This window comes from Streptomyces sp. A5-4 (assembly GCF_051131715.1).
In the GTDB taxonomy this organism is placed as follows: domain Bacteria; phylum Actinomycetota; class Actinomycetes; order Streptomycetales; family Streptomycetaceae; genus Streptomyces.
The window spans coordinates 4,797,917-4,820,000 of record NZ_CP178591.1 but is presented as its reverse complement, the minus strand read 5'-3'; the positions used below and the strand labels follow the sequence as shown (position 1 = coordinate 4,820,000).

The following is a 22,084-nucleotide window of genomic DNA, read 5'->3' as shown; positions in this document are numbered from 1 at the left end:
CCTGTGGGGGACGACCAGACGCAGCACGTCGAGCTGACGCGGGATCTGGCGGTCCGCTTCAACCAGCGCTACGGGCACACCTTCGTGGTGCCCAGGGCCACGCGGCCGGTGGTGGCGGCGCGCGTCATGGACCTTCAGGACCCCGTTTCCAAGATGGGCAAGTCGCACGCGGCCACCGCCGGGATCGTCTATCTGCTCGACGAGCCCGCAGTGGCGCGGAAGAAGATCATGCGGGCGGTCACCGACAGCGGTACTGAAGTGGAGTATGACCGGGCGGCCAGGCCTGGCGTCGCGAATCTGTTGGATGTGCTCGCGGCCTGTGAGGGCGGGGACCCGGCGGAGTTGGCCGGAGCGTACGCGTCGTACGGAGCGTTGAAGAAGGACACCGCTGACGCGGTTGTCGAGCTGCTGCGTCCGGTGCGGGAGCGGCATGCGGCGTTGGCGGCCGATCCCGGATACGTGGACGGCGTACTGAAGGAGGGGGCCGAGCGGGCTCGGGGGATGGCCCGGCCGCGAGTGGACGCGGCCTATCGAGCCATCGGGCTGTTGCCCGCGGGCTGACGGAACGCCGCGCGGTAGTCGCGCGGGCTGGTCGCGAGGTGGGCGGCGAAATGCTGGCGCATGGTCACCTCGCTGCCGAAGCCGGCGCGGCGGGCCACCTCGGGGATGGGGTGGTCGGTGCGTTCGAGGAGCTTCTGGGCGGAGGTGAGTCGCTGGGTGACGAGCCAGCGCTGCGGGGTGGTGCCGGTGGTCGCGGTGAAGTGGCGCGCGAAGGAACGGGGGGACATTCCGGCGCGGGCCGCCAGGTCGGTGATGGTGAGCGGCTCGTCGAGGTGGCGCAGCGCGTATTCGCGTACGGAGGCCAGTGCGTCGGCGTCGCGGTCCGCGCGGGGCGTCGGGTGCTCGATGAACTGGGCCTGGGTGCCGGTGCGGAACGGGGCCGTGACCATCGAGCGCGCGATGGTCGCGGCGACCTCGGCGCCGTGGGCCGCACGGACCAGGTGCAGACAGAGATCGATGCCTGCGGCGGTGCCTGCCGAGGTCCAGATGTTGTCGTCCTCGATATGGAGGGCGTCGGGGACGACGGTGACGCGAGGGTGGTGGGTACGCAGGAGGTGCGTGAGGTTCCAGTGGGTGATGGCGCGGCGGCCGTCGAGCAGCCCGGCCTGGGCGAGCGTGAAGGCGCCTCCGCAGAGGGCCGCGATCGGGGTGCCTCGGGCATGGGCGCGGCGGAGCGCGGCGAGGACTCGCGGCGGGGCCGGGGCGAGATGGTCGTCGAGACCGGGGACGACGACCAGGTCCGCGTCGGCGAGCCAGCTGAGCGCGCGGTCGGGGGTGAGCGTGAGGCCGCCGCGCATGGGGACGGGGGTCCGGTCCTCGGCGACGCGGCGCAGGGTGAAGTCGGGGACGCCACGATCGGTGCGGTCCACACCCCAGACCTCGGTGATGACGGAGACGTCGAAGGCGCGGATGCCGGGGAAGGCGAGGAGTGCGATGTGGGGGGTGTGGGGGGTGTGGGGCGTGGCCTGGAGCGTGGCTTGCTTGGCGGCTCCCTTGGCTTGGGGTGTGGCTTGCGTGGATTGCGGCGTGGCTTGCGCGATGGCTTGCTTGGCTTGGGGTGTGGCTCGCGCGGCGTGGGGCGTGGCTCGCGCGGCGGCTCGCTTGGCTTGGGAGGGCACCTTGGCAGTAAAGCATCGATCGATGGCTTTTCGTTGTCTGGGCTGTGTGGGGCCGGGGCGGCAGCATCGTTCCCATGGAGATCACAGAGAACGCAGCGCTGGTGGTTGTCGACGTACAGAAGGGATTCGAGGAGGAGGAGCACTGGGGTGTGCGGAACAATCCGGCGGCCGATGACAACATCGCCGCGCTGATCGACGTATGGCAGGCGACGGGGCGGCCGGTGGTGTTCGTACGGCACGACTCGTTGAAGCCCGCGTCGCCACTGCGGGTGGGGTACGAGGGGAACGGCTTCAAGGAGTACGTGGAGAAGAGGCGAGGCAAGGGGAGGCGGGGCGCGGCGGCCGGGGGCGAGCTGTTCGTGACGAAGAGTGTGAACTCCGCGTTCTACGGAACGCCGGATCTGGATGCGTGGCTGCGGGGTGGCGCGGGGCGCGGGGCGGGTGGGGATGCCTTGACGCGCGGGGTGGGTGGGGATGACGTGATGCGCGGGGCGGGTGGGGGTTTGGGGCTCGGTGAGGGTGGCGCGTCGCGTGCCGGTGGTGGGGCGCGGGGGCAGCTGGTGGTGGCCGGGATTCAGACCAACATGTGCGCGGAGACCACGGCCCGGATGGGCGGGAATCTCGGGTACGAGGTGTTCTTCGCGCTGGATGCGACGTACACCTTCGACGCGGTGGGGCCGTGGGGGTGGGCGCTGAGCGCGGACGAGCTGGCGCGGGCCACCGCGGTGTCGTTGCACGGCGGTGGGTTCGCGACGGTGGTGCGGACGGAGGAGCTTGTGCGTGCGGCGGGCTCCGCGCGGGCCACCGGCTCCGTGGACGGGGATTAGTTGGGTGGTGCTGGTCGGCTGTGTGCGGGTGGCGGGCTCCGTGACGGGGGTAGCTGCGTGGTGCTGACCCGTCTGTGTGCGGGTAGCGGCTCCGTGACGGGGGATCGCTGGGTGGTGCTGGTCGGCTGTGCGCGGGTGGCGGGTGCGTCACGGGGGAAGCTGGGCGGTGGTGGCCTGCCTGTGTGCGGGTAGCGGCTCGTGACGGGGACTCGCTGGGCGGCGCTGGTCGGCTGTGCGCGGGTGGCGGGTGCGTCACGGGGGAAGCTGGGCGGTGGTGGCCTGCCTGTGTGCGGGTAGCGGCTCGTGACGGGGACTCGCTGGGCGGCGCTGGTCGGCTGTGCGCGGGTGGCGGGTGCGTCACGGGGGAAGCTGGGCGGTGGTGGCCTGCCTGTGTGCGGGTAGCGGCTCGTGACGGGGACTCGTCGGGTGGGGTGCGTGCGGGTGGCTGCACGCAGGCGGGTCAGCCCTTGCCCGAGGCCAGTTCGCGGCTGCGGTCCCGGGCCGCTTCCAGGGCGGCGATGAGGGCCGCTCGTACACCGTGGTTCTCAAGCTCGCGGATCGCGTTGATCGTTGTGCCGGCGGGGGACGTGACCGCCTCGCGGAGTTTCACCGGGTGCTCGCCGCTGTCGCGGAGCATCACCGAGGCGCCGATGGCTGCCTGGACGATGAGGTCGTGCGCCTTGTCGCGAGGCAGGCCCAGGAGGATGCCGGCGTCGGTCATCGCCTCGACGAGGAAGTAGAAGTACGCCGGGCCCGAACCGGAGAGCGCGGTGGCCGCGTCCTGCTGGGACTCCGGGACGCGGAGGGTCTTGCCGACGCCGCCGAAGATCTCCTCGGTGTGGAGGAGGTGTTCGGGGGTCGCGTGGCTGCCGGCCGAGATGACCGACATGGCCTCGTCGACGAGAGCGGGGGTGTTCGTCATGACCCGGACGACTGGGGTGTTCGGAGCGAGGCGCTCCTCGAAGAACGCGGTGGGAATGCCCGCCGCGCCACTGATGACGAGACGGTCGGCGGGGACGTGCGGGGCGAGCTCGTCGAGGAGCTTGCCCATGTCCTGCGGCTTCACCGTGAGGATGAGGGTGTCTGCGCGCTTGGCGGCCTCGGCATTGGTGACGGGCTCCACGCCGTAGCGGGTGCGGAGCTCTTCGGCGCGTTCGGGGCGGCGGGTGGTGACCAGGAGGTCGGCGGGGCTCCAGCCGGCTCGGATCATTCCGCTGAGCAACGCTTCGCCGATTTTTCCGGTACCTAGGAATGCGACTGTCTGGGTCATGCGGTCACCTCGCCGGTGGGGTGCGTGTCCTGGGTGCGGGGTCGTCCTGGGCCCCGGAGCCCCTGGGTGGGTCTCGGTCTCTGGTGCGGGCCCTGGGGTGCGTGTCCTGGACATCTTCGCATCGGGGGTGGTGAGTGGGGGTGGGTGTCCGGTGGGCGGAACGGAGGTGAGCGGAGGCGGGTGGCGGCGAGTGGGGCGCGGAGGTGTGGGTGGGTGCGGGGCGGCTTGCGGGGGTAGGTGGGTGCGGGTGCGGGTAGGTGGGTGCGGGTGCGGGTGCGTACAGGTGCGGGTGGCCTCACGGTGCGGGCCGGAGCGGTGCGGGTTGCCTGCGGGTGCGGGTGCGGGTGCGGGTTGCCTGCGGCGCGGGTGCGGGTTGCCTGCGGCGCGGTCCCCTACCCGCCCCTTCGCGAAACTGGGGCTCCGCCCCAGACCCAGGTCCTCAAACGCCGGACGGGCTGAGGTAGGGGGGTGCGAGTACTCCGGGGCCGCCTCGTACCCCGGTGCCATTCCTCGAACGCCGGACGGGCTGAGGTGGGCGGGGTGGGGAACGTGCGGGCCGCCCTGCGCCCCGGTTCCGGTCCTCAAACGCCCGACGGGCTGAAGTGGGCGGGGTGGGGCTCGCTTACCCGATCCCGTTCTTGGACGTCGGACGGCTGTGCGTCGTTGCTACGCCGTCCGACGGCGGAGCGTTGCTGCTCCCAGTGTCAGGACCAGGAGCGCGCAGGCCGCCACGATGGATGCGTCCCGGACGAATGCGGCCGTTACCTCCGAGTGGCGCAGGACCTCGTTCATGCCGTCCACCGCGTACGACATGGGCAGGACGTTGGAGATCGCTTCCAGGACCGGCTGCATCTGGTCGCGCGGGGTGAACAGGCCGCACAGGAGAAGTTGGGGGAAGACCACCGCCGGCATGAACTGCACCGCCTGGAATTCCGAGGCTGCGAAGGCCGATACGAACAGGCCGAGCGCCGTTCCGAGCAGTGCGTCCAGCAGCGCGATCAGCAGCAGGAGCCATGGGGAGCCCACCGCGTCCAGGTCGAGCAGCCACAGCGACAGGCCCGTGGCCAGCGCGGACTGGACGACGGCGAGTGCGCCGAAGGCCAGCGCGTAACCCGCGATCAGGTCGCCCTTGCCGAGCGGCATGGCCAGCAGGCGCTCCAGGGTGCCCGAGGTGCGTTCGCGCAGGGTCGCGATGGAGGTCACCAGGAACATCGTGATCAGCGGGAAGATACCGAGCAGCGAGGCGCCGATGGAGTCGAAGGTCTGCGGGCTCGCGTCGAAGACGAAGCGCAGCAGCGTGATCATCACGACCGGGATGAGGATCAGCAGCGCGATGGTCCGTGGGTCGTGGCGGAGTTGGGCCAGGACGCGGGTGGCGGTGGCGAAGGTGCGGGATGCGTTCATCGGGCTTGCTCCTGGAGTGCGTCGGCCTGGTCGACCAGGCGGAGGAAGGCCTCTTCCACCGTCTCCGTGTGGGTGCGGGAGCGCAGCGTTTCGGGGGTGTCGTCGGCCAGGATCACGCCCTCGCGCATGAGGAGCAGGCGGTGGCAGCGCTCGGCCTCGTCCATGACGTGCGAGGAGACCAGGAGAGTGGCGCCTCGGTCGGCGGCGATGGAGTGGAAGAGGCTCCACAGGTCGCGGCGCAGCACCGGGTCGAGGCCGACGGTCGGTTCGTCGAGTACGAGGAGTTCGGGCGTACCCAGCAGGGCGACGGCGAGCGAGACACGGCTGAGCTGGCCGCCGGAGAGGTTGCCCGCCAGGGAGTCGGCGTGCGAGGTGAGGTCCACGTCGGAGATGGCGCGGGTGACGGCCTCGTGGCGGGCGTCCCGGTGGTTGCGGCCGGGTCGCAGGACGGCCGCGAAGTAGTCGAGATTCTGGCGGACCGTCAGGTCGGCGTAGACGGACGGCGCTTGCGTGACGTAGCCGATGCGGGGGCGGAGCGCGGCGTCGCCCGCCGGGAGACCGAGGACTTCGAGGGTGCCGGTGACTTTGGCCTGGGTGCCCACGACCGCCCGCATCAGGGTGGATTTTCCGCAGCCGGACGGGCCGAGAAGGCCGGTGATACCACCGCGGCCCACGGCGAAGTCGAGTCCGCGCAGGACGGTGCGGGGGCCGCGTACGACGGTGAGATCGCGGGCCTCGATGGCAGCCCCCGCTGCCGGGGCGGTCGATCCGGGAGCATTATTCATCATGCGATGAATAATGCTCCCGGGAGACTGCCCCGTCAAGAACCCGGGGGGGCAGGCGGTGCGGTGCGGTGCGGGGTGCCGCGGCGCGCGCTGCCGCGCGGTCACGGTCGGCGGAGTCCGTGCGGCAGGCGCGTGCGGGGCGTGTGCGTTCCACGTGCGCGAGGTGCGTGACGCGCCGTGGTGCGGTCGCGCGTGGCCGTGCGACCGGCGCGTGCGGGGCGTCGGGTGACCTCGGGTGGGGGTGATCTGCCGCGTTGCGCCCCGCGTGCTTCCGTATCCACAGGTACGTGGTGGAAAGTCACGCCCCGCCCAACTCCCTTGTCAGACAATGAAATTCGTTGTCCGTAAGGGTGCGTGGAGGTGCCGCGGTGAGCCGTCTGTCCTTGGGTGCTCGGTCATTACGCGTCCGGTCGTGGGCGTCCCGGCGCGCCGACCTCACCGCGTCCCTGGTCGTCTTCCTCATCGCCCTGCCGCTTTGTGTCGGTGTCGCCGTCGCGTCCGGCGTTCCGGCCGAGCTCGGTCTGATCACCGGCATCGTCGGCGGACTCGTCGCCGGGGCGCTGCCCGGCAGCAGCCTGCACGTCAGCGGGCCGGCCGCCGGGCTCACCGTGCTCGTGTACGAAGCCGTGCAGAGGTACGGCGTCGGCGCACTCGGGATGCTCGTCCTGGCCGCCGGACTTCTGCAGCTGGGGATGGGGGTGCTCGGGCTCGGCCGGTGGTTCCGGGCCATCTCGGTCGCCGTCGTCCAGGGCATGCTCGCCGGGATCGGGCTCGTCCTCATGACCGGCCAGGTGTACACGCTGGCCGACACGGAGGCTCCGACGGGCGGGGTGCAGAAAATCGCCGGGCTGCCGGGGCTGGTCGCCGGGCTCACCGCGCCGGGCGGTGGTCCGGGCGCCCCCGCTCCGACTGCGCTGGCCATCGGGGTGGGCACGGTCGCGGTGCTGGTCTGCTGGCCCAAGTGGCGGGCCGCGGCACGGGTGGCGCCTGCGCCGCTGGTGGCCGTCGCGCTGGCCGCCGGCATCACCGCGTTGTTGGATCTGCCGGTGCGGCGCGTGGAGGTGCACGGGCTGCTCGACGCCGTACAACCGCCCGACCTCGCCTCCTTCGCGCGCCTCGCGGAGGTCGGGGTCATCGGGACCGTACTGGCCTTCGCGCTGATCGCCTCCGCTGAGTCGCTGTTCAGCGCGGCTGCCGTCGACCGGCTGCACGACGGGCCCCGGACGGACTACGACAAGGAACTCATCGCGCAGGGCGCGGGCAACGCGGTCTGCGGAGTCCTCGGTGCGCTGCCGATGACCGCCGTCATCGTGCGGAGCGCGGCCAATGTGCGGGCCGGTGCGCGCACCAAGGCCTCGCGGGTGCTGCACGGGGTGTGGCTGCTGGTCTTCGCGGCGGCGGTGCCCGCGGCGCTCGGGGTGATTCCGGTGGCCGCGCTGGCCGGGATCCTCGTCCACGCGGGCTGGAAGCTCGTCCCCGGGGCGAAGTCGCTGGCCACGCTGTGGCGCGGGCATCGCGGGGAGGCGGTCGTGCTGGGCGTGACGGCCGGGGCGATCGTCGTCACGGATCTCTTCGAGGGCGTGCTCGCTGGGCTGCTGCTGGCCGTCGCCAAGACGGCGTGGGACACCAGTCATGTGCACATCGAGACGGAGGACCTGGGCGCGGAGCACGGCCTGTGGGTACGGGTCCGGGGCAACGCCACGTTCCTGCGGTTGCCGAAGCTGCTGGACGCGTTGGAGGCGTTGCCGCACGAGCGGCGCGTACGGCTGGATCTGGGCGGGCTGCGGCACGTCGATCATGCGTGCGCTGCGGCGCTGGAGGGCTGGGCTGAGCGGCGGCGGGCGGCGCGCAGGGCGGCGGGAGTCGCGTCCGAGGACGACGAGGAGGACGGGGTGGCTTCGGCACGGGTTGCGTGAGCGAGGGTGGGGGCGTGGGGCGCCGCTGGCTGCCGGGGCGGGCGCGGATGTGCCGCTGTTTGCCCCCCGGCGGGGTTACTTTCGCGGCCTCTTCTTGCGGGCGGCCGGGTTGCCCGTACGGGTGCCTCGGCGGCGCTCGTACTGGGTGAGAGCCGTCTCGTACTCGACGCGGCGCAGCTTCTCGCCCGGGGCCTCTGCCAGCGCGCGGAAGAAGTACGCGAGCAGGCTGCCGATGAAGCCGATGCCCTTCAGGCTGCGCAGCGAGGCCTCGGTGCTGGGGTCGGGGCGGCGCGAGTATCCCTCCCAGGTGCGGCGGAAAGCGATCGCGCTGCAGATCGCGAACATCACGACGACCATGAGATTGACCCAGCCGCCGATCTGGGCGATCTCCAGCCCCTGGTAGGCGAAGCGCAGCACGAAGCAGGCGGCGACCGTCAGCGCCAGCGAGCCGAGTGCGACTCCGGCGCGGCGCAGGGCGTAGCCGTTCAAGTGGTGCACAACGAGCCGGATTTGGCGGGCGTGCCGGACGTACTGATCCCCCTGATCACACGCTGCCTGGCGAAGGATCCCGCCGACCGGCCCACCCCGGACGAGCTGATGGCCGCGCTGCGGTCCGCCGGGTACCGGACGGCCGACGACACCCAGGGCTTTGTGGCGGTGGAGTCGCCACCGCCCGCCGCTCCCCCGATCGCCCCACCCCCGCGCAGAGCGTCCCGTCGACGGGCCGTGCTCGGGGTGGCTCTGGCGTCGCTGCTCGCCGGTGGGGCGTACGGCGTCCACGCGATGGCGGCGGGCGATCCGCCCGAGTCTCATCTGCCCACCGTGCAGGGGGAGAAGGGGCGAGGTGAGACGGAGGAGCCGCCTCGGGCGTGGCAGGTTTCCATGCCGTCCCGTGGTGAGAACAACACCCCCGCCTGCTCGTACGCCGGTCACGCCCTCTACTGCAACGCCCCCGGGGTCAAGGCCTCCCGGCTCGACCCCGCCGACGGCGCCACCGTCTGGTCGAAGGAGGCCTCCGGTTTGTCCCGGCGCGCCGGGCAGGACCGCACCCCCGTGCTCTCCGGCGGGCTGCTTCAGGTCGTCGCGCCGGGCGGGGAGCGGCTGGAGGCCCTCGATCCGAAGTCCGGCGCGAAGCGCTGGAGCATCGGCATCTCCACGTACCCGACCATCCTGCACACCGCGCGGTCCGTGCTCCTGGTGACCGCCGACGGCACGGTCGAAGCCGTCAGCAACACCACCGGCAGAACGCGCTGGACCGAGCGGCGCGGCGGGCTCGGCACCCAGTGGGTGGCGTCGGACGGCGGCGGTCCCGCGCTTTCCGTCACGCCCTCGGCCGACGGTACGTCCAGCACGGTCGGCGCGGTCGATCCGGACAGTGGCGCCGTGCTGTGGGAGGAGCGACTGGACGGGATGCTCGGTCCGGTCGCCGCGTCGGGCGGCGCCCTGTTCCTGCTGGCGTACGACACCGACTCCCTGACCAACGCGGTCGTACGTCTCGACATCGCGCCCGGCGCCCGCACAGCCCGGCGCGTCCCGCTGGTCACCCCGGTCGACCAGGCGCAGGCCGCGGTGCACGGGGACACGGCGTATGTGTTCGGGGCCGGTGGCTCGCTGCTGGCCGTCGACACGCGGCGCACCGGCGGCGCGCGGGACGCCCAGCGGTGGCGGCTCGAAACCTCGGTCAGCCGGGCTTCGCAGCCGGTCGCGACCCGGGACCGGGTGTACCTGGCCGCGGCCGACGGGCGGCTGCTGGCGGTGGACGCGGCCGACGGCGCGCTGCTCGGTCAGAGCGAGCCGCGGATGGACGGCGGGCGGCAGACGTTCACGCCGACGCTTCCGGCGCCGGTCGCCGTCGGGGAGAAGGTCTTCGCGACCGCCCCCGACGGATCGGTCTTCGCCGTGGACGCGAGGGACCCGGCGGGCTGGTGAGAGCGGGGGGACGACCGTCCCCCCGCCCCCCGGCTCAGCCCAGCAGCGAGACGTCGCGGACGGCGCCCTTGTCCGCGCTGGTCGCCATCGCGGCGTACGCGCGCAGCGCGACCGAGACCTTGCGGTCCCGGTTCTTCGGCTCGTACACGCCACCGAGCGCCTCGCGGCGCGTCGTCAGCTCCTCGTCCGGGACGACCAGCTCGATCGTCCGGTTGGGAATGTCGATGCGGATGCGGTCGCCGTTCTCGACGAGGGCGATCGTGCCGCCCGACGCGGCCTCCGGCGACGCGTGGCCGATCGACAGGCCCGACGTACCGCCGGAGAAACGGCCGTCCGTGACCAGTGCGCAGACCTTGCCCAGGCCCAGGCCCTTGAGGAAGGACGTCGGGTAGAGCATCTCCTGCATGCCGGGGCCGCCCTTGGGGCCCTCGTAACGGATGACGACGACGTCGCCCGGCTCGATCTCCTTGCGGAGGATCTTGTCGACGGCCTCGTCCTGCGACTCGCAGACGACGGCCGGGCCCTCGAAGGTCCAGATGGACTCGTCGACGCCGGCGGTTTTCACGACACAGCCGTCCTCGGCCAGATTGCCCTTGAGGACAGCCAGGCCGCCGTCCTTGGAGTAGGCGTGCTCGATGTCCCGGATGCAGCCGCCGGCCGCGTCCAGGTCCAGGGTCGCCCAGCGCTCGGACTGCGAGAAGGCGGTCGCGGAGCGGACGCAGCCGGGGGCCGCGTGCCACATCTCGACGGCCTCGGCGGACGGTGAGCCGCCACGCACGTCCCAGGTCTTGACCCAGTCGGCGAGGGAGGCGGAGTGCACCGAGTGGACGTCCTCGTTCAGCAGCCCGCCGCGGTAGAGCTCGCCGATGATCGCGGGGATGCCACCGGCCCGGTGCACGTCCTCCATGTAGTACGTGCCGCCGGGCGCCACGTTCGGAGCGACCTTGGCCAGGCACGGGACGCGGCGGGAGACCTCGTTGATGTCGTCGAGGTCGTAGTCCAGCTCGGCCTCCTGCGCGGCGGCGAGCAGGTGCAGGATCGTGTTGGTCGAGCCGCCCATGGCGATGTCCATGGCCATGGCGTTGTCGAACGCGGCGCGGGTGCCGATGGTGCGCGGCAGGACCGTCTCGTCGTTCTGCTCGTAGTAGCGCTTGGTGATGTCGACGACCGTGCGGCCGGCCTGCTCATACAGCCTCTTGCGAGCGGTGTGCGTGGCCAGCACCGAGCCGTTGCCCGGCAGGGACAGGCCGAGGACCTCGGTCAGGCAGTTCATCGAGTTGGCCGTGAACATGCCCGAACAGGAACCGCAGGTCGGGCAGGCGTTCTCCTCGATACGGAGCATGTCCTCGTCGGAGACCGACTCGTCGACCGCGTCCGAGATCGCGTTGACCAGGTCGAGCTTGCGGACCGTGCCGTCGACGAGGGTGGCCTTGCCGGCCTCCATCGGTCCGCCGGAGACGAAGACGGTCGGGATGTTGAGGCGCATCGCGGCCATCAGCATGCCCGGCGTGATCTTGTCGCAGTTGGAGATGCAGATCAGCGCGTCCGCGCAGTGCGCCTCGACCATGTACTCGACGGAGTCGGCGATCAGGTCGCGCGAGGGCAGCGAGTAGAGCATCCCGGCGTGGCCCATCGCGATGCCGTCGTCGACGGCGATCGTGTTGAACTCGCGGGGCACCGCGCCCGCCGCCAGGATCGCCTCGGACACGATCCGGCCGACCGGGGCGAGGTGGGTGTGCCCGGGAACGAACTCGGTGAAGGAGTTGGCGACCGCGATGATCGGCTTGCCGATGTCCGCGCTCGCTACGCCCGACGCCCGCATAAGGGCGCGCGCACCCGCCATGTTGCGGCCGTGGGTGACTGTGCGGGACCTCAGCTCGGGCATCGTCGCTCGCTCCTTCAGCAGATGTGGGCTCTTGGACGTGGAAAGGACTGCTGTCGAGCGTACGCCCGTATCCAGGACCTGGACAGCTTGTCCGAAATGCGGGACGGAGTGCTCAGTCTTCGGTCAGGTACCGCTGGAGCGTCGGCGCCACCAGGGCGACGATCTCCTCCGTGTCGACGCTCGCCATCGGCTCCACCTTGACGACGTACCGCAGGATCGCGATCCCGATCATGTGCGAGGCGGCCAGCTCCGCACGGAAGGTCGGGTTCGGCACATCGAGATCCGCCGCGATCCGCTCCAGGAGGCGGCGCAGTACGAACGTACGCAGCACCTTCGCCGCCGCCTCGTTCGTCAGCGCGGACCGTACGACCGCGAGCAGCGGGGCCCGCGTCACCGGGTTCTCCCAGACGCCGATGAAGTACCGGGCAAGTCGCTCGCCGAGGCCGTCCGTGCTCTGGCCGATGACCGCCGGCAGTACCAGCGCGGGCTCGAAGGACATCTCGATGGCGGCGGCGAAGACGTCGTCCTTCGTACCGAAGTAGTGGTGCACGAGCGCGGCGTCGACGCCCGCCGCCTTGGCGATGCCCCGCATGGACGTCTTGTCGTAGCCGCGCTCGGAGAATTCCGCGCGGGCCGCCTGCAGGATGCGCTCGCGGGCGCCGGGGCCCTCGGCGCTCTCGGAGCGGGGCGGGCGGCCGCGTCGTCGCGGCGCCGCGTCCGTCATGGCCGCGAGGCTCCGAGCGACGAGGCGAGGTGCAGGCGGGTGAAGGCGAGCGCCTCCGCGAGGTCGGCCTCACGTTCTGCGGAGGACATGGCGCGCCGGGTGTTGACCTCGATGACGACGTGGCCGTCGAAGCCGCCGCGCGCGAGACGTTCGAGCAGCTCCGCGCAGGGCTGGTTGCCGCGTCCTGGCACCAGGTGCTCGTCCTTGCCCGAGCCCATGCCGTCGGCCAGGTGGACGTGGCCGAGCCGGTCGCCCATCCGGTCGATCATGGCCATGGCGTCGCTGCGGGAGGTCGCGGTGTGCGACAGGTCGATCGTGAAGTGGCGGTAGTCGTCCTTCGTGACGTCCCAGTCGGGGGCGTACGCGAGCATCTCGCGGTCCTTGTACCGCCACGGGTACATGTTCTCGACACCGAACCTGATGTCGGTCTCGTCCGCCATCCGCCAGATCCCGCTGACGAAATCGCGTGCGTACTGCCGCTGCCAGCGAAACGGCGGGTGCACGACGACGGTGGACGCGCCGAGCTTCTCGGCGGCGGCCCGCGCGCGCTGGAGCTTGGTCCACGGATCGGTGGACCACACCCGCTGCGTGATCAGCAGGCAGGGCGCGTGGACGGCCAGGATCGGCACGCCGTGATAGTCGGAGAGTCTGCGCAGGGCTTCGATGTCCTGGCTGACGGGGTCCGTCCACACCATGACCTCGACGCCGTCGTAGCCGAGGCGCGCGGCGATCTCGAAGGCCGTCGCAGTCGACTCCGGATATACGGACGCCGTGGACAGTGCGACCTTCGCATCCGGGATGCGCACCACTGGTTCTGCCACGAGGGACAGCGTACGGGCCCTCACCCGGTGGTCGGCAGGTGGTCCAGTCGGCGCAGGATGACGCCCTCGCGCAGGGCCCAGGGGCAGATCTCCAGCGTCTCGACCCCGAAGAGGTCCATCACACCCTCCGCGACCAGGGCTCCCGCCAGCAGTTGGGCGGCCCGGCCGTCCGACACCCCGGGCAGTGTCGCCCGCTGCGCGATCGGCATCGCGGCCAGTTTCGGCACCCACTCCTCCAGCGATTTGCGACTCAGCTCACGTTGGACGTAGAGCCCCTCGGTGGAGCGGGCCGCGCCCGCGATGCGCGCCAGCTGCCGGAACGTCTTGGATGTCGCGACGACGTGGTCCGGCTTGCCGAAGCGGCTGAATTCGCCGACGTTACGGGCGATCTGGGCCCGTACATGACGGCGCAGCGCCTTCACGTCCGCCGCCTCCGGCGGGTCGCCGGGCAGCCAGCCCGCGGTCAGCCGGCCCGCCCCCAGCGGCAGCGACACGACGGCGTCGGGGTCCTCGTCGATCCCGTACGCGACCTCCAGGGAGCCGCCGCCGATGTCCAGGACGAGCAGCTTGCCCGCCGACCAGCCGAACCAGCGGCGGGCGGCCAGGAAGGTCAGCCGCGCCTCCTCGGCGCCGCTCAGCACCTGGAGGTCCACGCCGGTCTCGCGCTTGACGCGGGCCAGCACCTCGTCGGCGTTGGTCGCCTCGCGCACGGCGGAGGTCGCGAAGGACAGCACGTCCTCGCAGCCCTTGTCCTCGGCCGCCTGCTGTGCCTCGGCGACCGTTGTCACCAGCCGGTCGACGCCCTCGGCGCCGATCGCCCCGCCCTCGTCGAGGAGCTCCGCGAGCCGCAGTTCGGCCTTGTGCGAGTGCGCGGGAAGCGGGCGCGCGCCGGCGTGCGCGTCGACCACCAGCAGATGAACCGTGTTCGACCCCACGTCGAGGACTCCGAGTCTCATAGGCGGAACGCTACTGCGGCGACGCGCATAGGCTTGTCCCGTGCCAAAGACGAAAAAGGCGAAGCAGGACAAAGCCTCTAAGCAGCCCAAGCAGGCCAAGCAGCCCCAACAGGCGCCCGACGAAAAGGGTCTGGACTTCGCACGCGCCTGGGTCGAGTTCCCCGATCCCGCCGACGACGAGCAGATCTTCCGCTGCGACCTGACCTGGTTGACGTCCCGGTGGAGCTGCATCTTCGGCAGCGGCTGCCAGGGCATCGTGGCGGGCCGGGCCGACGACGGCTGCTGCACGCTGGGGGCGCACTTCTCGGACGAGGACGACGAGAAGCGCGTGGCCGGTCATGTGGCGCGGCTGACGCCGGACGTGTGGCAGTTCCACGACGTCGGTACGGAGACGGGCTGGACCCAGACCGACGACGACGGCGAGCGCCAGACGCGGCGCTGGGACGGCTCCTGCATCTTCCAGAACCGGCCGGGCTTCGAGGGCGGCGCGGGCTGTTCGCTGCACATTCTGGCGCTGCGGGAGGGCAAGGAGCCGCTGGAGACCAAGCCGGACGTGTGCTGGCAGCTGCCGGTGCGGCGGACGTACGACTGGATCGAGCGGCCGGACGACACACGCGTGCTGCAAGTCACCATCGGCGAGTACGACCGCAGGGGCTGGGGCCCCGGCGGCCACGACCTGCACTGGTGGTGCACGTCGGCGACGTCGGCGCACGGGGCGGGCGATCCGGTGTACGTGACGTACCGGCCGGAGCTCACGGAGCTGATGGGCAAGGCGGCGTACGACCGGCTGGTGGAGCTCTGCCTGGAGCGCCTCGCCGCCCTGCTGCCGATGGCTCCGCACCCGGCCGACCCGGGCCGTTCCTGACCACTCCACCGGCGAACCCGCTCAGTCCGACGGCGGCGGTGAGTCCGAAGGGGCCGGCTCCGACGGCGGCGGGTCCGACGTCGGGGGCGGGGTCGTCGGGTCCGGCGGGGTCGGTGTCGGGTCCGGGTCGGGCGGCGGGGTCGTCGGATCCGTGGGGGTCGGGTCCGGGTCCGGGGGCGGCGTCGTCGGGTGTGTGGGGGTCGGGTCCGGGGGCGGGGGGTTCGTCGGGACCGGCGGGGGGTTCGTCACGCCCCGGCCGTGGCCCTCGATCGCGATCATCGCGCCGGACGGGCCGATGCCGATCCGGGCGCGCCACGCGCCCGCCGGCTCCCGCTCATGGTCCACCGAGACGTACAGAGTGATCGATTCGCCTGGTGCCAGCGTGCCCGAAGACTGGCTCAGATAGAGCCAGGACGCGTCCGTATACGCCGACCAGGAAACCGGCGACGCGCCCGACGCGGTCAGCGTGACCACCGTCGTGCTGCCCGCCGACCGCGCCTCCACCGTCAGCCGCCCGGCGGCCTCGCCGGGGCGGCCGGGCACGGCCGTACCAGCGCTGACGACCTGCACCGAGACGTCCGGCGAGTGGGCGCCCGGGGTGAAGTCGGAGTCGGGGGTGGGCCGGGCGTTGCCCGCGTTCTCGTACGCGTCGTAGCTGTCGTCGCCGCCCGCGCGGTCGTGTCGACCGCCATCGCCCTCGGCGGGGCCGTCCGCCTCGCTCGCGGTGACGGAGGCGCCGCTCTGGCTCTCGCCGGTGAGCGGCGCGCCCCGGTACGCCGCCCAGAGGGCGAACACCGGCGCGGCCACCACGGTCGCCACCACTGTCGTCGTGACCGCCCTGGTGCGCAGCCGGTCGCGGCGCGCGGCGCGGTCCTTGGGGTCCAGCGGGAAGCCGTCGCGGTCGAACCGGGGCGCCGCGACGCGCACCTTCGGGACGGCCAGCATCGCCGCGTACGCCGCCGACCTGGGCGCCGCCACGACGGGCAGCGCGGCGGGCGCGACGCCCGTACCCGGCCACGGGCCGCCCGCCCCGGCCCGCTCGGCGGAGCGCCGGCAGCGGGGGCAGTCGTCGACGTGCCGGACGAGCTCGCGGCGCAGCGCGGTGCCGAGCAGCACCTGGTTGTCGCCGGTCAGCCGGGCCACGATCGGGCAGGTCCCGCCCTCCACGACGGCGAGGGCGGCCCGGGTCCGCTCCACCTCGCAGGCCGCGGCGGCCAGCAGCTCACGCGCGGAGGGGTAGTCCATCCCCAGCACGGCGGCGACCTCGCGCGGGCCGAGGCCGTGCCGTACGGCGAGCTCCAGCGCGTCACGCTGTTCGGGGGTGGTGCCGGCCGCCTCGGGCCAGGCCAGCAGGGCCAGTTCGGCGCGGTGGCAGGCGGCGGTCTCCTCGGGGACGGGGCTCACCGGCGCGGGCACGGGCGGGCGGCTCCCGGTGTGCGCTCCCTGGCGGCGCCGCCTCTGCTCGGCGAGCCTGCGCAGACAGGCCCACCGCGCGAGGGCGTACAACCAGGCCCTGCGCTCGGGATCGCCGGACGGACAACGCCCGTGCCGGCGCTCGGAGATGGCCAGTACCTCGCCGAGGACCGCGGTGGCCTCGGCGTGGTCGCAGAGCACGGACAGGCAGTAGGTGAACAGGCCGTCGAGATAGGGCTCGTAACGCGTGGGCGGAGCCTGCACGAGCGTGGGCCGGGGCACCCTGTTGCGCGCCCGGTGCGCGCCGGTGGTGTCCATGGGCTGCTTGGGCTGCTCCCGCCTGGTGGTCGTCACTCGCAGACCGTAGGCAGAGCGGAGCGGGGCCCTTGCGCCCCTTGAGTACTTTTAATCCTTACGGGTGAATGTATCCCTCAAAAGGGGACAGGAATCGTGGATTCCGGGGCCCTGGGACGACGGGCCGTGAGGTCTTCCGGAGTCCCCCGGAGAGCCCGGCCGCGCGCCGCCACCGGGGGGCGGCCGACGCGTCGGCCGCCCCCCGGTGGCGGCCGTGGTCCGCGGTGTCAGTGGTCACGGCTACGGTTCCCGACATGGCTGCCCGTACGAAATCCACGAAGGACCGACCGTCCTACCGCTGCACCGAGTGCGGTTGGACGGCCGTCAAGTGGCTCGGCCGCTGCCCCGAATGCCAGGCCTGGGGCACGATCGAGGAGACCGGCACGTCCGCGGTACGGACCACGGCCGCCGGGCGGGTGAGCACGGCTGCGCTCCCCATCGGCCAGGTCGACGGCCGCAGCGCCACCGCCCGCTCCACCGGCGTCGACGAGCTCGACCGGGTCCTCGGCGGCGGCCTGGTGCCGGGCGCCGTGGTGCTGTTCGCGGGTGAGCCGGGCGTGGGCAAGTCCACCCTCCTGCTCGACGTGGCCGCGAAGGCGGCGAGCGACGACCACCGCACGCTGTATGTGACGGCCGAGGAGTCCGCGAGCCAGGTGCGCATGCGCGCCGACCGGATCAACGCGCTCAGCGACCACCTCTATCTGGCCGCCGAGACCGACCTCTCCGCCGTCCTCGGCCACCTCGACGCGGTCAAGCCGTCCCTGCTCGTCCTCGACTCCGTACAGACCGTGGCATCCCCGGAGATCGACGGGGCGCCCGGCGGCATGTCCCAGATCCGCGAGGTCGCGGGCGCGCTCATCAGGGCGTCCAAGGAGCGCGGCATGTCGACGATCCTGGTCGGCCATGTCACCAAGGAAGGCGCGATCGCCGGACCGCGTCTCCTGGAGCACCTCGTGGACGTCGTGCTGTCCTTCGAGGGCGACCGGCACGCCAGGCTGCGTCTCGTACGAGGCGTCAAGAACCGGTACGGCGCCACCGACGAGGTCGGCTGCTTCGAGTTGCACGACGAGGGCATCACCGGGCTCGCCGACCCCTCCGGGCTCTTCCTCACCCGCCGCGACGAGGCCGTCCCCGGCACCTGCCTGACCGTCACCCTCGAAGGCAAGCGCCCGCTCGTCGCCGAGGTCCAGGCGCTGACCGTCGACTCGCAGATCCCGTCCCCCCGGCGCACCACATCGGGCCTGGAGACGTCACGCGTGTCGATGATGCTCGCCGTCCTGGAGCAGCGCGGCCGGATCACCGCCCTCGGCAAGCGCGACATCTACAGCGCGACGGTGGGCGGAGTGAAGCTCACCGAGCCCGCCGCCGACCTCGCCATCGCGCTCGCCCTGGCCAGCGCGGCGAGCGACACCCCGCTGCCCAAGAACCTGGTCGCGATCGGCGAAGTGGGCCTCGCCGGCGAGGTCAGGAGGGTCACGGGGGTCCAGCGCAGACTCGCCGAGGCACACCGCCTCGGGTTCACGCACGCCCTGGTCCCGAGCGACCCGGGGAAGGTTCCCGCAGGCATGAAGGTCACCGAAGTGGCCGACATGGGAGAGGCTCTCGGAGTGCTTCCCCGCCGGGCTCGTGCACAGGCCCCACGAAGTGAGGATGAGCGCCGGTAGACTTTGCCCTGGTCTCGCCCGTCCGTACGAGTACGCGAGGCGAAGTCCAATGCCCCGAGGGGCATCGCAACCCCGTGACCGGAGGAGTGCAGTGGCAGCCAACGACCGGGCAACAGCACCCGGAAAGTCCGGCGGAGGCTCCGGTAATGCGGGCATCGAAGCGCTGATGCGCGCCACGCTGAGCGCAGTCGCGCCCGGCAAGGGCCTGCGCGACGGCCTGGAGCGCATTCTCCGCGGCAACACCGGCGGTCTGATCGTCCTTGGTATGGACAAGACCGTCGAGTCCATGTGCACCGGCGGCTTCGTACTGGACGTGGAGTTCACCGCGACCAGGCTCCGCGAGCTGTGCAAGCTCGACGGTGCGCTGATCCTTGACAAGGACATCACCAAGATTCTGCGGGCCGGCGTCCAGCTGGTCCCGGACGCGTCCATCCCGACCGAGGAGACCGGCACCCGCCACCGCACGGCGGACCGCGTCTCCAAGCAGTGCAACTTCCCGGTGGTCTCGGTCTCCCAGTCGATGCGCCTGATCGCGCTGTACGTCGACGGGGAGCGCCGGGTCCTGGAGGAGTCGGCCGCGATCCTGTCCCGCGCCAACCAGGCGCTGGCCACCCTGGAGCGGTACAAGCTCCGCCTCGACGAGGTCGCGGGCACCCTGTCCGCGCTGGAGATCGAGGACCTGGTGACGGTCCGCGACGTGACGGCCGTGGCGCAGCGCCTGGAAATGGTGCGCCGTATCGCCACCGAGATCGCCGAGTACGTGGTGGAGCTGGGCACCGACGGTCGCCTTCTTTCCCTCCAGCTCGACGAGTTGATCGCGGGCGTCGAGCCGGAGCGGGACCTGGTCGTACGCGACTACGTTCCGGAGCCCACGGCGAAACGGTCCCGCACGGTCGCCGAGGCGCTGACCGAGCTGGACGCGCTCAGCCATGCCGAGCTGCTCGAACTGCCCACCGTGGCGCGGGCACTGGGGCACAGCGGCTCTCCCGAGACGCTGGACTCCGCGGTGTCGCCGCGCGGGTACCGGCTCCTGGCCAAGGTTCCGCGGCTGCCCGGCGCGATCATCGAGCGGCTCGTCGAGCACTTCGGCGGGCTGCAGAAGCTGCTCGCGGCGAGCGTCGACGATCTGCAGGCGGTCGACGGCGTGGGCGAGGCACGGGCGCGCTCGGTGCGCGAGGGCCTGTCCCGCCTCGCGGAGTCGTCCATCCTGGAGCGATACGTCTGAGACACACCTGAGGGACGCCAAACGCGTGAGTGCCGCACCCCGTCGGGGTGCGGCACTCACGCGTGTATCAGAGCTTCTTCGGCGCCGGTCCTTCTACGGCGCGCCGCTTCGGCTCAGTCCTGCTGCGTCGTCAGTCCTTCTTCAGCGAGAACGTGGTCGGCGCCTTCACGCCCGCCATCTCCGCCAGGTAGGTCCCGTCGCCCGCGGGCGCCGCGGGCGGCGTCGCGCACTTGGGTCCGCTCTTCTTCAGATCCCATTCGACGGTGTGCTTGACGGTCGTCTTCCCGGGGACGCGCAGCAGCAGCGCCTCGGGCGCGCGCGGGCAGTCCTCGGAGGACCACACCTCGTTGTTGTCGTCGTCGGTGATGGTCAGCACGGCTGCCTTCGGCCCGAAGTCCATCTTGCAGGTGCTGGCCGAGGTGTTCTTCGCGATCAGTTCGAACTTGGGCTTCTCGCCCGGCTCGTACTCGTTCTTGATGCTGCGTACGGACAGCTCGATGACGCCCGGGGTGCAGCTCGGCAGGCTGGAACTCGCGGGCACCCGCTGACCGGCACCACTGCCGCCACCGCCGTCACCGACGTCGCCGGTGTCGTCGCTGCCTCCGCCGCCGCCCGAATCCGTGTCTCCCTGGTCGCCGCCGTCACCACCGCCGGTGCCGCCACCGCCGTCGCTGCCACCGGTGCCGCCGGTGCCGCCCGGCTCGTCGCGCCCGCCGGGTCCTTCACTGATGGCCGGGCCCGACGAGGAGGGGCCGGGGGTGATCGTGGACGGCGCGGGGCTCGCACCACCGCGGCCCTCGTCCTTAGCTCCCTTGCCCCCACCGGAGATGACGGCCCATAGGACCAGCACCGCGAGCAGGGCGAGCAAGGACAGGCCTGCTGCCCTCCGGCGCCAATAAATGGAGGAGGGAAGCGGCCCGACTGGATTGCGCAGTGATCCCACGGCACAAACCTTACGAGAGATCGGCGCCAACTCCCGCCCCACCCGCCGCCCGTCTCCGCAACTTTTCCCGATCATCATTCCAGCCCATGGCTGACGCACCGTCAACTTCCGTCGGGTGCGGCACCTGACGATCGCTCCAGGTGACGGCCGGGCGACCTTCCGTACGCCCGGCGGCCGCCGACCAGGTCCAGCGCCGGGCGGAGATGCGGAGATGCGGACGGAAGCGGGGACCGACCCCTCGGCCTTCTCCTCCTCGACGCCACGAGCAGTCGTGGGGTCCGCGCCCCCGACGATCACCAGGTCCCGCCCAGGGGCGTCCGGCGGTCTCCGCCACGGAGAACCGCCGGGCACCCCCTCGTCCACGGTCGGGCCGAAACATGCCAGGATCGCCAGTGCCATGACTGCGACCAGTGACACCACCGCCACCACCGCCCTCCACTCCCCCGTCATCGCGTGGTTCGACGTGCACGCGCGCGACCTGCCCTGGCGACGCCCCGAAGCGGGGCCCTGGGGGGTGATGGTCAGCGAGTTCATGCTGCAGCAGACGCCGGTCGGCCGGGTGCTTCCGGTGTACGAGCAGTGGCTCGCCCGTTGGCCCCTGCCCGCCGACCTGGCCGCCGAGCCGCCCGGCGAGGCGGTACGGGCCTGGGGCAGGCTCGGGTATCCGCGGCGTGCGCTGCGGCTGCACGGAGCGGCCGTCGCGATCACCGAGCGGCACCAGGGCAAGGTCCCGAGCGAGCACGCGCGGCTGCTGGCCCTGCCCGGCATCGGCGAGTACACGGCCGCGGCCGTGGCCTCCTTCGCGTACGGGCAGCGGCACGCCGTACTGGACACGAACGTCCGCCGGGTGTTCGCCCGAGCGGTCACCGGCATCCAGTACCCGCCGAACGCCACGACGGCCGCCGAGCGCAGGCTCGCCCGGTCGCTGCTCCCGGAGGAGGACGAGCGGGCGGCCCGCTGGGCCGCCGCCTCGATGGAGCTCGGTGCGCTGGTGTGCACCGCGAAGAGCCCGGACTGTGCGCGCTGCCCCGTCTCGGAGCAGTGCGCGTGGCGGCTGGCCGGCAAGCCCGCGCACGAGGGGGCGCCGCGGCGCGGTCAGACGTACGCCGGTACGGACCGTCAGGTGCGCGGCAAGCTGCTGGCCGTACTGCGCGAGGCGACCGAGCCCGTTGCGCAGGCCGAGCTCGACGCGGTGTGGGACGAGCCGGTCCAGCGTGCGCGCGCCCTCGACGGGCTGGTCGCCGACGGGCTGGTGGAGCCCATGGCAAGCGGTGTCTACCGGCTGCCCCTCGGCTGAGCGCAGCACCGTTACACAACCGACGGCCAGCCGTGCGTCCGTCGAGGGCTGACCCGCACAACCCCGTGACAACGCCTCCGTAGCGTCCTGGGACGTAAGCAGTTCACAGGGTTTGTCAGTGGGACGG

The 22,084-nt window shown here is 72.1% G+C and carries 18 protein-coding genes and 1 pseudogene (1 of these 19 only partly in view); 8 read left to right on the top strand and 11 right to left on the bottom strand.

The annotated features are described in order from the left end of the window. Nucleotides 1–561: the 3' portion of a tryptophan--tRNA ligase gene (gene trpS, locus ACLLJJ_RS22430; protein ID WP_434594419.1), read on the top strand. 438 nt of this gene lie to the left of the window's left edge; only the last 561 of its 999 coding nucleotides appear in the window; its start codon lies beyond the left edge, outside the window; the stop codon is at nt 559–561. On the opposite strand, the gene ACLLJJ_RS22425 is transcribed toward trpS, so the two are convergent. Next, nucleotides 528–1,496: a GlxA family transcriptional regulator gene (locus tag ACLLJJ_RS22425; RefSeq protein WP_434600486.1), complete on the bottom strand. Its 969-nt coding sequence runs from the start codon at nt 1,494–1,496 to the stop codon at nt 528–530. The two genes, trpS and ACLLJJ_RS22425, sit on opposite strands and share 34 nt — an antisense overlap. Before the next feature lie 257 nt (nt 1,497–1,753). On the opposite strand from ACLLJJ_RS22425, the gene ACLLJJ_RS22420 reads away from it, so the two are divergent. Beyond that, on the top strand, nt 1,754–2,506 hold the full coding sequence (locus tag ACLLJJ_RS22420) for an isochorismatase family protein (protein WP_434594416.1): 753 nt from the start codon (nt 1,754–1,756) through the stop codon (nt 2,504–2,506). Between the two features lie 460 nt (nt 2,507–2,966). Here ACLLJJ_RS22420 and proC read toward each other — a convergent pair whose 3' ends face one another. From proC to ACLLJJ_RS22405, 3 genes are all read right to left on the bottom strand, one after another. After that, nucleotides 2,967–3,776, bottom strand: a complete 810-nt coding sequence (gene proC, locus ACLLJJ_RS22415) for a pyrroline-5-carboxylate reductase (RefSeq protein ID WP_434594413.1) — start codon at nt 3,774–3,776, stop codon at nt 2,967–2,969. 666 nt (nt 3,777–4,442) lie between these two features. Continuing rightward, entirely contained in the window at nt 4,443–5,180 is a 738-nt protein-coding gene (locus ACLLJJ_RS22410) for an ABC transporter permease (protein WP_434594410.1), read from the bottom strand. After that, nucleotides 5,177–5,968 carry an ABC transporter ATP-binding protein gene (locus tag ACLLJJ_RS22405; protein WP_434594407.1) on the bottom strand — a complete coding sequence of 264 codons (792 nt, stop codon included), beginning with the start codon at nt 5,966–5,968 and terminating at the stop codon, nt 5,177–5,179. Before ACLLJJ_RS22405 ends, ACLLJJ_RS22410 begins: the two co-directional genes overlap by 4 nt. A 365-nt stretch (nt 5,969–6,333) precedes the next feature. On the opposite strand from ACLLJJ_RS22405, the gene ACLLJJ_RS22400 reads away from it, so the two are divergent. Then, on the top strand, nt 6,334–7,881 hold the full coding sequence (locus ACLLJJ_RS22400) for a SulP family inorganic anion transporter (RefSeq protein WP_434594404.1): 1,548 nt from the start codon (nt 6,334–6,336) through the stop codon (nt 7,879–7,881). 75 nt (nt 7,882–7,956) lie between these two features. On the opposite strand, the pseudogene ACLLJJ_RS22395 reads toward ACLLJJ_RS22400, so the two are convergent. Continuing rightward, nucleotides 7,957–8,379, bottom strand: a pseudogene (locus tag ACLLJJ_RS22395) (hypothetical protein); the annotation flags it as partial. Nucleotides 8,380–8,478: 99 nt separating this feature from the next. On the opposite strand from ACLLJJ_RS22395, the gene ACLLJJ_RS22390 reads away from it, so the two are divergent. Then, complete coding sequence (locus ACLLJJ_RS22390; protein WP_434600485.1) at nt 8,479–9,810, top strand: PQQ-binding-like beta-propeller repeat protein; 1,332 nt, start codon at nt 8,479–8,481, stop codon at nt 9,808–9,810. 34 nt (nt 9,811–9,844) lie between these two features. On the opposite strand, the gene ilvD is transcribed toward ACLLJJ_RS22390, so the two are convergent. From ilvD to ACLLJJ_RS22370, 4 genes are all read right to left on the bottom strand, one after another. Further along, nucleotides 9,845–11,695, bottom strand: coding sequence for a dihydroxy-acid dehydratase (ilvD, locus tag ACLLJJ_RS22385; protein ID WP_434594401.1), 1,851 nt, complete (start codon nt 11,693–11,695; stop codon nt 9,845–9,847). Between the two features lie 112 nt (nt 11,696–11,807). Then, nucleotides 11,808–12,419 (bottom strand): TetR family transcriptional regulator, encoded by a 612-nt coding sequence (locus ACLLJJ_RS22380; RefSeq protein ID WP_434594398.1) that lies wholly within the window; start codon nt 12,417–12,419, stop codon nt 11,808–11,810. After that, on the bottom strand, nt 12,416–13,240 hold the full coding sequence (locus ACLLJJ_RS22375; protein WP_434594395.1) for a sugar phosphate isomerase/epimerase family protein: 825 nt from the start codon (nt 13,238–13,240) through the stop codon (nt 12,416–12,418). Before ACLLJJ_RS22375 ends, ACLLJJ_RS22380 begins: the two co-directional genes overlap by 4 nt. Before the next feature lie 20 nt (nt 13,241–13,260). Continuing rightward, nucleotides 13,261–14,196 carry a Ppx/GppA phosphatase family protein gene (locus ACLLJJ_RS22370; RefSeq protein ID WP_434594392.1) on the bottom strand — a complete coding sequence of 312 codons (936 nt, stop codon included), beginning with the start codon at nt 14,194–14,196 and terminating at the stop codon, nt 13,261–13,263. A gap of 40 nt (nt 14,197–14,236) precedes the next feature. Here ACLLJJ_RS22370 and ACLLJJ_RS22365 point away from each other — a divergent pair, with 40 nt between their 5' ends. Beyond that, the gene (locus tag ACLLJJ_RS22365) at nt 14,237–15,061 is read left to right on the top strand and encodes a hypothetical protein (protein ID WP_434594390.1); all 825 of its coding nucleotides are present in this window, start codon (nt 14,237–14,239) and stop codon (nt 15,059–15,061) included. A 21-nt stretch (nt 15,062–15,082) separates the two neighbouring features. On the opposite strand, the gene ACLLJJ_RS22360 is transcribed toward ACLLJJ_RS22365, so the two are convergent. After that, nucleotides 15,083–16,828, bottom strand: a complete 1,746-nt coding sequence (locus tag ACLLJJ_RS22360; RefSeq protein WP_434594387.1) for a BACON domain-containing protein — start codon at nt 16,826–16,828, stop codon at nt 15,083–15,085. Between the two features lie 254 nt (nt 16,829–17,082). On the opposite strand from ACLLJJ_RS22360, the gene radA reads away from it, so the two are divergent. Further along, nucleotides 17,083–18,492 carry a DNA repair protein RadA gene (gene radA / locus ACLLJJ_RS22355; protein ID WP_434594384.1) on the top strand — a complete coding sequence of 470 codons (1,410 nt, stop codon included), beginning with the start codon at nt 17,083–17,085 and terminating at the stop codon, nt 18,490–18,492. Nucleotides 18,493–18,583: 91 nt separating this feature from the next. Beyond that, nucleotides 18,584–19,717 (top strand): DNA integrity scanning diadenylate cyclase DisA, encoded by a 1,134-nt coding sequence (gene disA, locus ACLLJJ_RS22350; RefSeq protein WP_434594381.1) that lies wholly within the window; start codon nt 18,584–18,586, stop codon nt 19,715–19,717. A 130-nt stretch (nt 19,718–19,847) separates the two neighbouring features. Here disA and ACLLJJ_RS22345 read toward each other — a convergent pair whose 3' ends face one another. Next, nucleotides 19,848–20,585 (bottom strand): hypothetical protein, encoded by a 738-nt coding sequence (locus tag ACLLJJ_RS22345; RefSeq protein ID WP_434594380.1) that lies wholly within the window; start codon nt 20,583–20,585, stop codon nt 19,848–19,850. Between the two features lie 472 nt (nt 20,586–21,057). Between ACLLJJ_RS22345 and ACLLJJ_RS22340 the strand changes: the two genes are divergently transcribed. After that, nucleotides 21,058–21,957 (top strand): A/G-specific adenine glycosylase, encoded by a 900-nt coding sequence (locus tag ACLLJJ_RS22340; protein WP_434594377.1) that lies wholly within the window; start codon nt 21,058–21,060, stop codon nt 21,955–21,957. The last annotated feature ends 127 nt before the right edge of the window (nt 21,958–22,084 follow it).